The 12,853-nt window shown below is 64.1% G+C and carries 13 protein-coding genes and 1 pseudogene; 9 read left to right on the top strand and 5 right to left on the bottom strand.

All coding sequences use genetic code 11. The annotated features are described in order from the left end of the window. Positions 1-364, bottom strand: a pseudogene (locus VG320_RS12815) (hypothetical protein); the annotation flags it as partial. A 299-nt stretch (positions 365-663) separates the two neighbouring features. Next, positions 664-1,278 carry a DNA-3-methyladenine glycosylase I gene (locus tag VG320_RS12810; protein WP_327200480.1) on the bottom strand — a complete coding sequence of 205 codons (615 nt, stop codon included), beginning with the start codon at positions 1,276-1,278 and terminating at the stop codon, positions 664-666. A gap of 156 nt (positions 1,279-1,434) precedes the next feature. Here VG320_RS12810 and VG320_RS12805 point away from each other — a divergent pair, with 156 nt between their 5' ends. Then, positions 1,435-2,331 (top strand): BadF/BadG/BcrA/BcrD ATPase family protein, encoded by an 897-nt coding sequence (locus VG320_RS12805; protein ID WP_327200479.1) that lies wholly within the window; start codon positions 1,435-1,437, stop codon positions 2,329-2,331. Positions 2,332-2,434: 103 nt separating this feature from the next. Then, positions 2,435-3,259, top strand: a complete 825-nt coding sequence (locus tag VG320_RS12800) for a Cof-type HAD-IIB family hydrolase (protein ID WP_327200478.1) — start codon at positions 2,435-2,437, stop codon at positions 3,257-3,259. Between the two features lie 12 nt (positions 3,260-3,271). On the opposite strand, the gene VG320_RS12795 is transcribed toward VG320_RS12800, so the two are convergent. Further along, positions 3,272-3,970, bottom strand: a complete 699-nt coding sequence (locus tag VG320_RS12795) for a histidine phosphatase family protein (RefSeq protein ID WP_327200477.1) — start codon at positions 3,968-3,970, stop codon at positions 3,272-3,274. A gap of 159 nt (positions 3,971-4,129) precedes the next feature. Further along, positions 4,130-4,876, bottom strand: coding sequence for an aquaporin Z (aqpZ, locus tag VG320_RS12790; protein WP_327200476.1), 747 nt, complete (start codon positions 4,874-4,876; stop codon positions 4,130-4,132). Positions 4,877-5,164: 288 nt separating this feature from the next. Between aqpZ and VG320_RS12785 the strand changes: the two genes are divergently transcribed. Then, the gene (locus VG320_RS12785) at positions 5,165-5,467 is read left to right on the top strand and encodes an H-NS histone family protein (RefSeq protein ID WP_327200475.1); all 303 of its coding nucleotides are present in this window, start codon (positions 5,165-5,167) and stop codon (positions 5,465-5,467) included. A gap of 214 nt (positions 5,468-5,681) precedes the next feature. Here VG320_RS12785 and VG320_RS12780 read toward each other — a convergent pair whose 3' ends face one another. After that, entirely contained in the window at positions 5,682-6,749 is a 1,068-nt protein-coding gene (locus VG320_RS12780) for a glycosyltransferase family 4 protein (protein ID WP_327200474.1), read from the bottom strand. Positions 6,750-7,346: 597 nt separating this feature from the next. Between VG320_RS12780 and flhD the strand changes: the two genes are divergently transcribed. The 6 genes from flhD to VG320_RS12750 all read left to right on the top strand — a co-directional run. Then, positions 7,347-7,664 (top strand): flagellar transcriptional regulator FlhD, encoded by a 318-nt coding sequence (flhD, locus tag VG320_RS12775; RefSeq protein ID WP_327200473.1) that lies wholly within the window; start codon positions 7,347-7,349, stop codon positions 7,662-7,664. A gap of 116 nt (positions 7,665-7,780) precedes the next feature. Next, complete coding sequence (gene flhC, locus VG320_RS12770; protein WP_327200472.1) at positions 7,781-8,368, top strand: flagellar transcriptional regulator FlhC; 588 nt, start codon at positions 7,781-7,783, stop codon at positions 8,366-8,368. A 259-nt stretch (positions 8,369-8,627) separates the two neighbouring features. After that, positions 8,628-9,488, top strand: coding sequence for a flagellar motor stator protein MotA (motA, locus tag VG320_RS12765; RefSeq protein WP_027816040.1), 861 nt, complete (start codon positions 8,628-8,630; stop codon positions 9,486-9,488). A 10-nt stretch (positions 9,489-9,498) separates the two neighbouring features. Then, on the top strand, positions 9,499-10,620 hold the full coding sequence (motB, locus tag VG320_RS12760; RefSeq protein WP_327200471.1) for a flagellar motor protein MotB: 1,122 nt from the start codon (positions 9,499-9,501) through the stop codon (positions 10,618-10,620). Between the two features lie 51 nt (positions 10,621-10,671). Next, positions 10,672-11,046: a response regulator gene (locus tag VG320_RS12755; protein WP_167063871.1), complete on the top strand. Its 375-nt coding sequence runs from the start codon at positions 10,672-10,674 to the stop codon at positions 11,044-11,046. Between the two features lie 124 nt (positions 11,047-11,170). Next, on the top strand, positions 11,171-12,853 hold a 1,683-nt coding region (locus VG320_RS12750), incomplete at its 3' end, for an Hpt domain-containing protein (RefSeq protein ID WP_327200470.1).

The following is a 12,853-nucleotide window of genomic DNA, read 5'->3' as shown; positions in this document are numbered from 1 at the left end:
CACGTCGTGAACGTTCTGCAGGCAGCTCAGCAGATTGACGGTGTTGGGATCGTAGACGTTGACGTGGGCGCGCAGCAGTGGCCTTTCTGAGCGCGGCGACCCCCACATCCATATACGCGGGGATATCGCCCGCGTCGCGCGCGATGTAGCGCACGGGAATGCCTTCCATCGCGCTCATATAGTCGCGCGGGCGGATGAAGCTGCCGACCGGGCAGCCACCGTAGTTATGCAGGCCGCCACCGCTATAGCCGCCTCGATAGGCGCCGCCGCCGCACGGCAGCAACGCGGCGCTACCTTGCCCGAACAGATGCGCCACCGCGCGGTCGAAGATCTCCTGATGGCTCAGGAAGTGTACGTTTTTCATGTTGGCCCCCTGCGCGTGGCACAGCGGTTAGGTCTGCCCGGACGCGCCGTCGCACGCCCTCCGGCGTGCTCCCCGTCCTGCGTCCTGTTGCGGCTCGTCATGACGGGGCCCCGGACGCATCCGTTGTCAGTTATAACGGCGCGCTGCGGGAAAACCGTTGGGCTGCGCACCCAACCGGGGAGAAATCGACGCGAACCGCGCCGCGCACGACCGGGCGTCGAACGCGCCGCGCCTTGATGCGTAAGGGCGTGCGCCGTGCAAAGCGGCTTGCCTGGGACTTTCCCGACCCGTGTGCTGTCTCAGGCGCTTTGCTTCGCTGCCTTGCTTCTGCCTTTCGTTTTTACGCCGCCGAGCGCCGCGCATGTTTTGCGGCAGGCGCAGTCGCGCTGGTGGTCGTTGACCATGCCCACAGCTTGCATGAACGCATAGCAGATCGTCGTGCCGACAAATTTGCAGCCGTACTTCTTGAGCGCCTTGCTCAGCGCGTCTGACACCTCGGTGGATGCGGGCGCGTTGAGGTACGAATCCAGATCGCTCTGCAGCGGCGTGTCGTCGACGAAGGACCAGACAAACGCCGCAAGCGATCCATGTTCTGCCTGGATCTGCTGGACGGCGCGTGCGTTGAGGATTGCGGCTTCGATCTTGCCGCGGTGGCGCACGATCGAGGCGTCTTCCACGAGTTTGTCGACCTGCTTCGGCGTGAAGCGCGCGACCTTGTCGATATCGAAACCAGCAAAGGCACGCCGATAACCCTCGCGCTTGTTGAGAATCGTGGACCACGACAGCCCGGCCTGCGCGCCCTCCAGCACGAGCATTTCGAAGAGGTGCCGGTCGTCGCGCGAGGGCACGCCCCACTCCTGGTCGTGGTATTGCGCGAGGGCTTCGCTTGTCGCCCAGCTACAGCGTTGTGTCACGGAGAATCTCCTGGTGGTATCGCAATCGAGCCTCGCAAGAATAACGGATCGCCCGCGCGCCGCCACCTGGCCATCCGGCCAATTGTGCGAACGGCGTCGAGCCGTTAGTCTCTGCGGCACGGTTCAATCTTTAATGATTCTCACAGTCTCCACATCATGCAGACATATTCCTGGTTGATCGGCGTTGACGGCGGCGGCACGGGCACGCGCGTCGCGCTCGGCGACGCGCATGGCAAGGAACTCGCGCGCGCAAGCGCAGGGCCGTCGGGGCTGGGGCTCGGCATCGCACGCGCCTGGCAGTCGATCGAAGAAGGCGCGCGCGCCGCATTCGCGCAAGCCGGCGTTGCGTTTGACTGGTCGCAGTGCGTGCTCGGCTGCGGCCTTGCGGGGGTGAACAATCCCGACTGGCTCGCGGCCTTTCGCGCGGCGGCGCCGCCCGTGGCGGGACTCGCGGTCGAAAGCGATGCCTATACGACGCTGCTCGGCGCGCATGGCGGCGAGCCCGGCGTGGTCGTGGCGCTCGGCACGGGCAGCATCGCGGCGGCGCTCGACGCGTCGGGAGCGTGTCATATTGCGGGCGGTTTCGGTTTTCCGTCCGGCGACGAGGCGAGCGGTGCATGGTTCGGCCTGCGTGCAATCGTCTGGGCCCAGCAGTCGCTCGATGGACGCGTCGCGCCCGATGCGCTCTCGCAGGCCTTGCTCGCCCACACGGGCGCGACCGATCGCGACAGCCTGATCGTGTGGCTGTGCGCAGCCAACCAGACCGCTTATGCGAGCCTCGCGCCCGTGGTGCTCGCGCACCGTGAGCATCCGTTCGTCGCGAAGCTGCTTGCTGAAGCCGGCGAGGCGGTCGCGCGCATGATCTCGGCGCTCGACCCCGCGGCGACGCTGCCGGTGGCGCTAGCTGGCGGTTTGGGCCAACCGCTGCGCGAATGGGTGCCGCAAGCCGTACGCGAGCGTCTGCGTGCGCCGCTCGCGGATTCGGCCAGCGGCGCCTTGCGGCTGGCGTGGCGCGAAGGCGAGCGCCAGCGCAAGGGCATTGACGGCGCGTGATCGCCAGCTGGCGATTCCGTCCGCGATCCCAACGATCCCAAAAACACGGTTGAAGTCGCCGGGTGCTAGGATTGACGGTTTCCCGCCAACCGCCTGAACTGTCATGTACAAGGTCATCGCCACCGATCTCGACGGAACGCTGCTCAACGCCGACCATCAACTGGACCCGTTCACGGTTGCCACGCTCACGAAGCTCGATGCGCAGGGCCTGAAGTTCATCATCGCCACGGGCCGCCATTACAGCGATGTGGCCGGCATTCGCGACATCCTCGGCATTCCGGCGTATTTGATCACGTCGAACGGCGCGCGCGTGCATGGTCCCGACGACGCGCTGATCCATGCGAGCAATCTGCCCGAGCCGATGGTGCGCCGCCTGGTCGCGCCGGATACGGTGGGCGAACATGGCCGCGTGATCGTGAGTCTCTACACCGACACGGAATGGTTCATCGACCGCGACGCGCCCGAGCTGCTCGCGTTCCATCAGGACTCGGGCTTCACGTACCGCGTGACCGAAGATCTCGGCGCGCTTGGCAGCGCGGGCATCGCCAAGGCGCTCTATATCGGCGAGCCGGCCGATCTCGCGCATGTCGAGGCGAGTCTCACGCGTGAGTTCGGCGACGCGCTCTATATCACCTACTCGCTGCCCGATTGCCTGGAGGTGATGGTCGCAGGCGTGTCGAAGGGCCGCGCGCTGCGTGTCGTGCTCGATCGCCTCAATCTGGATGCCGCGCGTTGCGTGGCATTCGGCGACAACATGAACGACATCGACCTGCTGGAAACGGCGGGCCATCCGTTCATGATGAACAATGCGAATCCGCTGCTGATGGAGCGTCTGCCCAAGGTGCCGCGCATCGGCAACAACTTCGAGGCGGGCGTCGCGCATCATCTGCGCAAGCTATTTGCGATCGACGACGAAATCGCCGGCTGACCCGGCGCTGCGTTATGGCTGGGCGGGCGGCCTGGGCGCCGGAAGTCCCGCGCACGGGCATGCGTCGCTCACGCTATCCAGGTCTTCGTGATCGTGGCTGAAGCGCACGACGGGTTTGCCGCTGCTCCAGTCGACGCGTACGACGTAAATACTGTCGAAATCCGCGCTTTTCCATTTGGGCACGTCGGACGCCGATCCGCCATGTTCGGCGACGATCTTGCGCACCATCGTCTCGATTTCGCGGTGTTCCCAGCCGATCAGCACCGTACGGTCGCGCAAGGACGGATCGAGCAGCGTTTTTTCCAGCGCGTCGGTGTGGGAGTGGCCATACGGCGTCTGGATTGGCAGTCCGAACTGGATTGCTGTGGGCTCGACGGTCGCAAGCGGTCGCACGTAGTAGTAAGCGTGGCCGCGATCGTCTTTCTGTTCGCCAGGGTCCGGCGCGTAGACCGCGTCGGGTTTGCCGTACTTCGCGGCGATCACGGCGGGCAACGCCAGCGCCCGGTTCAAGCCTTTGCAGTCGAGTTGGCCGAGCCCCGCGTCGGGCTTTTCGCCATGGCGCACGAAAATGAGCGTCGTGACATTCGAACTGTCTGAAACCGTGGCGGCGTGAGCTGCACTCGCGCCCGCGAGGAACCCGCCCGAGACCGCGAACAGTTGCGCCGCGAGCATCACGGTGAAGCGGCCCAGCGAATATCGTGAATGCTTCATGCCGTGCGCCTTGCCTGGAAGTTGGAGGGTGCGCCGATTCTAGCAGCGGGGCCGCACCCGTCGGAGCGGCGGCGGCACGCTGGCGGTCCTGCAACGACCTGCGCACAAATAAGAACGGGCGCCGAAGCGCCCGTTCTTATTGCGTGATACCGCGCGAAATTACGCCTTCACGCGCGCTGCCAGTTCCGCGACTGCTTCACGGCGGCCAGCGACCAGCGGATACACCACGCCCGCGATCACGGCGCCAATGATCGGCGCGACCCAGAACAGCCACAGTTGCGAGATCGCTTCACCGCCGACGAACAACGCCGGGCCCGTCGAGCGCGCCGGGTTGACCGAGGTGTTGGTGACCGGAATCGAAATCAGATGGATTAGCGTGAGGCACAGGCCAATGGCGATCGGCGCGAAGCCGGCCGGCGCGCGCACGTCGGTCGCGCCCAGGATCACGAAGAGGAAGAACGCCGTCATCACGACTTCGCAGACGAACGCTGCGGCGAGCGTGTAGTGGCCCGGCGAATGGTCGCCGTAGCCGTTGGTGGCGAAGCCGCTTGCCACGAGGTCGAAGCCCGGCTTGCCGGTGGCGATGCATGCCAGCACGGCCGCGCCGATCACCGCGCCGATCACCTGCGCGACGATGTACGGCAGCAGGTCACGCGCCGGAAAGCGCCCCGCGACAGTGAGGCCGACGCTCACAGCCGGATTCAGGTGGCAGCCCGAAATATGGCCGATGGCGAACGCCATCGTCAGCACGGTCAGGCCGAATGCCAGCGACACGCCGACAAAGCCGATGCCGAGGCCGTGAACGGGCCCGGCGAAATTGGCGGCGAGCACTGCGCTGCCGCAGCCGCCGAGAACCAGCCAGAAGGTGCCGAACATTTCGGCCAGAAGTCGTTTGGATAAGTGCATGGTTAGACGCCTCGAAAAGTCATTTGACGGGAGCCGAATAAAGCACGGCACCGGGAAATGCCAGATTCTAGGCAGTCGCGAAAAGCACGGGTGTCAAGGATTGTCAATTCTGATGTAATTGTTCTCATTATTGCGCCGGATGCGTTCCGAATTCCTTAAAGCGGCATTGCGTCCTTAATTGAAGAAATATCGCGATAAAACAGTATTAGCAGCGATTGCTAATTCCGTTATTTACGTCTAATCTGCGATCGAGTCAGTTAGCTCGACAATGAAGGGGGGAGGGGAAAAATGTCACAATATTCAGAACTCAAGGCGCAGATCGCCCGACTGCAAGCCCAGGCCGACGAAGCCCGGCGCATCGAAGTCGCCGATGTCATCACCATGATCCGCGAGAAGATCGCCGAATACGGGCTGTCGGCCCAGGATCTCGGCTTTGCCGTCGCGGTTGCCGCCCGGCGCGGACGTCCGCCCAAGAAAGCTCCGCTGCCGCCGCGCTATCAGGACCCAAAGACCGGCGCGACGTGGAGCGGACGCGGCAAGCCGCCCAAATGGATCGCTGGCAAGAATCGCGAGCGCTATCTGATTGCCTGACGAATATGCGTCAGGCGCCGCGGCGTTCCGGTAGCGGGTTGTCGCGCTTATCCAGATAAAAAAGAGCCGCATGAAGCATGCGGCTCTTTTTATAAGCAATGGGTTTAGCAGCGGGTAATTACGCTATATCAGCGTACGCAAACGATTCACATTGCCCGTTTGTGGTGCTTTGATCTCAGGAATGCCGGATTTATTGCATTCGGCATTGCGGATCTTAAGCACCTGCTGCCACTCGACGCAGCACCGGACGCTGGGAGGCCTCGATCAATGTCGAATAGCTTTCGACATAATTACTGGCCATCGTCTGCGAAGTAAAGCGACGCTCGAATTGCGCGCGAATCGCTTCACGCGAAAGCGAATCGATATTCTGAAGCGCGGCCACCGCGCCCTGGACATCTTCGCAGATGAAACCGGTGACGCCCGGATCGATCACTTCGGGCACCGAGCCACGGTTGAACGCGATCACCGGCGTGCCGCAGGCCATCGCCTCGATCATCACGAGGCCGAACGGCTCGGACCAGTCGATCGGGAACAGCAGTGCCTTGGCGCCGGAAAGGAATTCGGGCTTTTGCGCCTCGTTGATCTCACCGATGAACTCCACGTGCGCCATCGACAGCAGCGGCTCGATCTCGCTCTTGAAGTAGTCCTGGTCGACCTTGTCGACCTTGGCGGCAATTTTCAGCGGCAGGCCGGACAGCGCCGCGATCCTGATCGCCGTATCCACGCGCTTTTCCGGACAGATGCGGCCGAGGAACGCCAGGTATTCGGGCTTTTTGTCGGTGCGCGGCGTGAGCAGATCCTTCGGCAGGCCGTGATAGATCGTGTTGAGCCAGTTAGCCTGGCCAAGCGGCTGACGCTGCGAGTCCGAAATCGAAATCACCGGCGCCTGCGGGAACGAGTCGAACACCGGCTGCAGTTCCGGCAGATCCAGGCGGCCGTGCAGCGTCGTCACGAACGGCGTGTCGAGCGTCGAAAAGAGCGGGAACGGCAGATAGTCGAGGTGAAAGTGCAGCACGTCGAATTCATGCGCCATGCGGCGCACGCGTTCTAGCAGCACGATGTGCGGCGCCAGGGCGTCGCGGATCGTCGGGTCAAGGCGCAGGGCACGCGGCCATGCCGCCTCCAGCTTTGCCGAAGTAACCGAATCGCCGCTGGCGAACAGCGTCACTTCGTGACCCTGATCGACCAGCGCTTCGGTCAGATAGGACACGACTCGCTCGGTGCCGCCGTAGAGTTTCGGCGGGACGGCTTCGTAAAGTGGCGCAATTTGTGCGATTCGCATGGGCTTGATCTCCTTGGCAAAAACCGCGTGTGTCGGCAACGAAAATCCAGCACTGCCCGTGACTGCGGTATCGGGTTATCCCTGATTCCGATTATGGACGTCTGAATCTGCGTAACCAGTTGTTTTGCAAACGCTTAAAGTTGTTACAGCGGGATACACCGGCTGTAAGCGGCCGTTGCAAGACGTGAGTGCATCTGCCGGGGACGAAACGCAATTCGCATGCCCGAATGGATCAATTGTTTCGACCCTGTAAGACCTTGTGTTTTGGCACGCTTTTCAGTGCGTTACACGCCAATGAAAAGCCTTTTATAATCCGCAGAGGAATAGCCTGATATGCCATCGGCATTAATGAATGGGCTTCCCATCTTTCTTTTCTCCCCGTTGTCAGAAAAATTCCTACACGAAAAGGGAAGTTTTTCTCGCATCGCGTCGCGGCATCCTTCCGATTTTCTTTTGCGAGTGCCCTCGCCACAATGCAGGGACGACCACTAAACGGGCCGTTCGCTTCGCCGTGCGCTTATCGCGCACTCAATCTGGCGGGCAAACGTTTCCGTATCAGGCCTGACCAGCCGCTACGTTTCGAATTCGGGGGAATCCATGAGCGCGACGACGCCAAGCGACATGCTCAGCGAGATCAAGGAAGTCAATCTGTCGTATTTGTTGCTCGCACAACGACTGCTGCGCGAGGACCGTCCGACTGGCATGTTCCGTATGGGCATCTCGGCGCAGCTCGCCGACGTGCTGGCCAATCTCACTTTCGCGCAGACCGCGCGTCTTGCTGCATCCAACCAGCTGCTTTGCCGCTTCCGCTTCGACGATCACGCCATCCTGGGCGCACTCGCCGACAAGGGCAAATCCGCGCAGACCCACTCCGCCATTCTGATGGCCGGCCAGAGCGTCGAGCAGATCGGCTGAGCGCCGGGCGGCCGCGCGGCCCGCTGTGGCGGTCCGCGTGCGCGTCTTTACCAGCGTCCGTGCGCGGATGAAGCAGGTAGAAAAGCGGGTCGATGTGGGGCCGATGCGGGAGCCTGATGGCGACAAAAAGTGTGGTGCTTGAGGTCAAGGAGATTGCGCTTGCGATCGAGCTGATCGAACTGGGTGCGCGGCTGCAACTGCTCGAAGCGGAACTCTCGCTGTCGCGCGATCGCCTCATCCGCCTTTACAAGGAAGTGAAGGGCGAATCGCCGCCCAAGGGCATGCTGCCGTTCTCGACCGACTGGTTCATGACGTGGCAGCCCAACGTGCATTCCTCGCTGTTCTACAACACCTACCTGTTCATGAGCGGCCAGGGCCGCTGCGACTCGATCCGCGCGATCGTGAAGAGCTACCGGCTCTATCTCGAACATGTGCGCATCCAGGAGGACGAGCCCGCCTTGAGCCTCACGCGCGCGTGGACGCTGGTGCGCTACTTCGCCTCGGGTCTCCTGCAGATGACGCGCTGCACGCGTTGCGGCGGGCGTTTCGTCGCGCATGCACACGAACCGCAGCGCTACTACGTGTGCGGCCTGTGCCAGCCGCCGTCGCGTGCCGGGCGCACGCGGCGCAGCTCCGCGCTTTCTGCCGATGCTTCCAGCGTCGCCTCTTTGCCTGCGTCCCCGCTGCCCGGCGCGGGCGGTTGAGGCCAGTGCGCCTCGATCCATAGAAATGGCGACAGATTGACGCCGTATTCCCCCGACGAATCCGCCCGTGCGCCACCACTTGCCGCCCACACGACAGGTCCGCGCGGCGCGGCTCGCCAACCCGGCCCCGATTCGCTTCGCGTAAGTGAATCGCCTACCCACCCAATCCCAAAGTTTTTCGCGCTGGTGCCGTAAACCCAACTAAGGGAGCGGGCCAATGGCGGCCCGCAGCGCAATCTTCTCCAGTGAGGACCCGTCTGTGCTGATTATCGTTGGAACACTCGTGACGCTCGTTTGCGTCTTCGGCGGCTATGCCATGGAGGGCGGCCACCTTGGCGCTCTTATGCAGCCGGTCGAAGTGCTGATGATCGCCGGGGCGGGCCTCGGCGCGTTCATCCTCGGCAATGGCATGAAGACGATCAAGGCCACGCTGCGCGTGCTGCCGGCACTCTTCAAGGGCTCGAAGTACAGCAAAGAGGTCTACATGGAGCTGCTCGCGCTGCTCTATGTCCTGCTCGCGAAAGCGCGCAAGGAAGGCACGCTCACGCTGGAAGCCGATATCGACGATCCGCAGAAAAGCCCGATCTTCACGCAGTATCCGAAGATCCTGGCCGACCATCACATCGTTGAATTCCTCACCGACTACCTGCGTCTGATGGTGGGCGGCAACATGAACGCGTTCGAAATCGAAAGCCTCATGGACGAGGAAATCGAAACCCACCACGCCGAAGGCGAAGCCCCCGCGCATGCGCTTTCGAAGGTGGGCGACGCGATGCCGGCGTTCGGTATCGTCGCGGCGGTGATGGGCGTGGTGCACACCATGGCGTCGGCCGACAAGCCGCCGGCCGTGCTCGGCGAGATGATCGCCCAGGCGCTGGTGGGCACCTTCCTCGGCATTCTGCTTTCGTACGGTCTGATCGGCCCGCTCGCCTCGCTCGCCGAGCAGCGCGTGACCGAGTCCACCAAGATGTTCCAGTGCATCAAGGTGACGATTCTCGCGAGCCTGAACGGCTACGCGCCAGCCATTGCGGTGGAGTTTGGCCGCAAGGTGCTGTTCTCGACCGAGCGCCCGTCTTTCTCGGAACTCGAAGAGCACGTGCGCCGCGTGAAGGCGAAGTAAGGATCGCGCCATGAGCAACAACAAGGATCGCGCGATCGTCGTCAAGCGTGCCGCCCCGAAAAAGGGCGGTCACCACGGCGGCGCATGGAAGCTGGCCTACGCGGACTTCATGACCGCGATGATGGCGTTCTTCCTGCTGATGTGGCTGCTCAGCTCGGCCTCGACGGTGCAGTTGAAGGGCATCGCCGATTACTTCAACCAGCCGCTCAAGGTCACGCTCTGGGGCGGCGACCGCAGCGCCGAAGATTCGTCGATCGTGAAGGGCGGCGGCCGCGACATCTCCTCGCAGCAGGACGGCATCACGCGCCGCAGCGACGGCATGACCGAGCGCACCGACCGCGAAAGCGTCAAGCACAACGACGAGGAAGCGTCGAAGCAGCAGCAAGGCTCGCTCGAACGCAAGGAAGAAGTGCGTCTGCACGACCTGCAGGTCAAGCTGATGGCCGCGATCGAGGCGAACCCGGTGCTGCGCCAGTTCAAGCAGCAGATCCGCGTGGATTCGACCTTGCAGGGCTTGCGCATCGAGATCGTCGATTCGCAGAAGCGCCCGATGTTCGCGACAGCGCGCGATGTGGTCGAGCCGTACATGCGCGACATCCTGCAGGCGATCGGCAAGACGCTCAACGACGTGCCCAACCGCATCGTCGTGCAGGGCCACACCGACGCCGTGCCGTACGCGGGCGGCGAGAGCGGCTACAGCAACTGGGAACTGTCCGCCGACCGCGCGAACGCCTCGCGCCGCGAGCTGATCGCAGGCGGCATGGACGAATCGAAGGTGCTGCGCGTGCTGGGGCTCGCCTCCACGCAGAACCTGAACAAGGCCGATCCGCTCGATCCGGAAAACCGCCGGATCAGCATCATCGTGCTCAACAAGAAGTCGGAAGACGCTCTGGAGCACGACGACTCCACGGCTACCACGCTCTCGGACGATGCCGCGGGCTCGGGCAAGTCGCTGCTGCCGGCGATCTCGGGCGGGGCGCCCGCGACTTCCGCTGCTCCCGCGACGTCGGCGGGAACGGGTGTGACGAAGGCGCCGCCTGGCGTGGCGCCGGTCGCGCCCGCTGGCGTGAAGCTCGCGCCGGTGGCGGTGGGCATTGCGCCCGTCATCCCCGGCAAGCCCACTGCGCCGTAAGGCGGCAGCGCAGGCAGACCGAACATACGAACAGGCGCGAACGAGGAACGGATGATCAGAAATATTCTGGCGATCGACGATTCGGCGTCCATGCGGGAAATCCTGTGTGCGGCGCTCGGTTCGGCGGGTTACGAAGTGACGACGGCCAACGACGGCGAAGACGGGCTCGAGCATGCGCTCGCGCAGCGCTTCGACCTCGTGCTCACCGATCTGTACATGCCGCGCATGAGCGGGCTGGACCTGATCAAGCGGCTGCGCGCCAACCCGTCTTACCAGGAAACGCCGATCCTCGTGCTGACCACGGAGTCGGACGAAGGCTTCAAGGCAGCCGTGCGCGAAGCGGGCGCGACTGGCTGGATCGAAAAACCGGTGGACCCCGAGCTGCTCGTCGATCTGGCGAGCGCTCTCGGCGAAACGCAACCATGACATCAGGCGCGCTGCGGTAGACCGCACGCAGATCCTGCCCCTGCACTGACGGCAGTGCATGGACCAGGACCCGGAAGCGGAACCGGCGGCACGCCCCCCACGCATCAATTGCGGTGAAAGAGCAATGACTCTCGACATCACTCAGTTCTACCAGACGTTTTTCGACGAGGCGGACGAGCTGCTCGCGCAGATGGAGCAGCTTCTCCTGAACCTGAACGTCGGTCAGCCCGATCCCGAGGATCTGGCGGCGATCTTCCGCGCGGCGCACTCGATCAAGGGGGGCGCGGCGACGTTCGGCTTCACCGCGCTCACCGAGACGACCCACGTGCTCGAATCGCTGCTCGACCGCGCGCGCAACAACGAAATCGTGCTGCGCACCGACATGGTCGACGTGTTCCTCGAAACCAAGGACGTGCTGTCCGACCAGCTCGCGGCCTACCGCGCGAGCGCCGAGCCCGACGCGGCGACGGCGGCCGCCATGCGTACCAAGCTCGAGCGTCTGAACGCGGAAAGCCACGGCGTGGAGGCAGCGGCAGCACCGGCCGCAATGGCCGCACCGGCACCCGCGCCGACGCCCATCGTGCCGATTCCGGCTCCCGTGATGGCCGCGCCTGCGCCTGCCATGGATACGGAAGAGGACCTCGAAGCCGCATTCGAAGCGCACCGTCCGACCTCGTTCGCCATCACCAACAGCGGTGGCGCGAGCGTGCCCGAGCATGTTGTCGATGAGGCACTTGCTGCGGCACCGGCAGCACCTGCGGCACCCGCCGCGCCCACATCAGGCGCTGCCGCCGAAGGCCCGCATCTGCGTATCACGCTGCGCCGTGTGGGCGCGAAGGACCAGGAACTGCTCGCCGAAGAACTCGGCAACCTGGGCCGCATCCTCGGCCAGGTGAAGACCGGCGACGACCTGACGCTGTGGCTCGAAACCGACGTGCCCTCGGACGACATCATCGCCGTGTGCTGCTTCGTGATCGACGAAAGCCAGATTTCGATTGGCCGGGGCGCTGCGCCCCAGGGCGACGCCGAACCCGCCGCGGAAGTGGCCGCGCCGGTTGCCATCGCTGCACCGGCACCGGTTGCCGCGCCTGTCGTGGCCGCTGCGCCGCCCGCGCCGGCCGCGGTGGCTGCACCCGTTGCACCGGTCGCTGTGGCCGCACCGGCGCCAGTTGCCGCGCCCGCACCGGTCGCAGCCGCACCGGCGGCTGCCGAACATGAACGCAAGCCGCGCGCGGCTGCCGCTGCGTCAGCGGAAGGCAGCTCGATTCGCGTGGGCGTGGAGAAGGTCGACCAGCTTATCAACCTGGTGGGTGAACTCGTCATCACGCAGGCGATGCTGGCGGAAACCACCAGCACCTTCGATCCGGCGCTGCACGACCGCCTCTTCAACGGCATGGCGCAGCTCGAGCGCAACGCGCGCGATCTGCAGGAAGCGGTGATGTCGATCCGCATGATGCCGATGGACTACGTGTTCAGCCGCTTCCCGCGTCTGGTGCGCGATCTGGCGTCCAAGCTCGGCAAGGAAGTGGAGCTGGTCACGTTCGGTCAGGCGACCGAACTCGACAAGAGCCTGATCGAGCGCATCATCGACCCGCTCACCCACCTCGTGCGCAACTCGCTCGACCACGGCATCGAAACCGTGGAAGTGCGCCGCGCCGCGGGCAAGGATTCGACCGGCCAGCTGGTGCTGTCTGCCGCGCATCACGGCGGCAACATCGTGATCGAAGTGAGCGACGACGGCGCGGGCCTGCGCCGCGACAAGATTCTCGCCAAGGCGGCCAAGCAGGGCATGCAGGTCAGCGAAAGC

It is taken from the genome of Paraburkholderia sp. (genome assembly GCF_035948235.1).
Taxonomy (GTDB): Bacteria; Pseudomonadota; Gammaproteobacteria; order Burkholderiales; family Burkholderiaceae; genus Paraburkholderia.
Note: the sequence above shows the minus strand (reverse complement) of the source record. Positions and strands in the feature narration are given on the sequence as shown.

What these genes read in the sequence shown, in the direction of transcription:
- VG320_RS12805 (WP_327200479.1), top strand. Translation starts at nt 1,435, where the DNA reads ATGCAGACATATTCCTGGTTGATCGGCGTTGACGGCGGCGGCACGGGC.
- VG320_RS12800 (WP_327200478.1), top strand. Translation starts at nt 2,435, where the DNA reads ATGTACAAGGTCATCGCCACCGATCTCGACGGAACGCTGCTCAACGCC.
- VG320_RS12795 (WP_327200477.1), bottom strand. Translation starts at nt 3,970, where the DNA reads ATGAAGCATTCACGATATTCGCTGGGCCGCTTCACCGTGATGCTCGCG.
- aqpZ (WP_327200476.1), bottom strand. Translation starts at nt 4,876, where the DNA reads ATGCACTTATCCAAACGACTTCTGGCCGAAATGTTCGGCACCTTCTGG.
- VG320_RS12785 (WP_327200475.1), top strand. Translation starts at nt 5,165, where the DNA reads ATGTCACAATATTCAGAACTCAAGGCGCAGATCGCCCGACTGCAAGCC.
- VG320_RS12780 (WP_327200474.1), bottom strand. Translation starts at nt 6,749, where the DNA reads ATGCGAATCGCACAAATTGCGCCACTTTACGAAGCCGTCCCGCCGAAA.
- flhD (WP_327200473.1), top strand. Translation starts at nt 7,347, where the DNA reads ATGAGCGCGACGACGCCAAGCGACATGCTCAGCGAGATCAAGGAAGTC.
- flhC (WP_327200472.1), top strand. Translation starts at nt 7,781, where the DNA reads ATGGCGACAAAAAGTGTGGTGCTTGAGGTCAAGGAGATTGCGCTTGCG.
- motB (WP_327200471.1), top strand. Translation starts at nt 9,499, where the DNA reads ATGAGCAACAACAAGGATCGCGCGATCGTCGTCAAGCGTGCCGCCCCG.
- VG320_RS12755 (WP_167063871.1), top strand. Translation starts at nt 10,672, where the DNA reads ATGATCAGAAATATTCTGGCGATCGACGATTCGGCGTCCATGCGGGAA.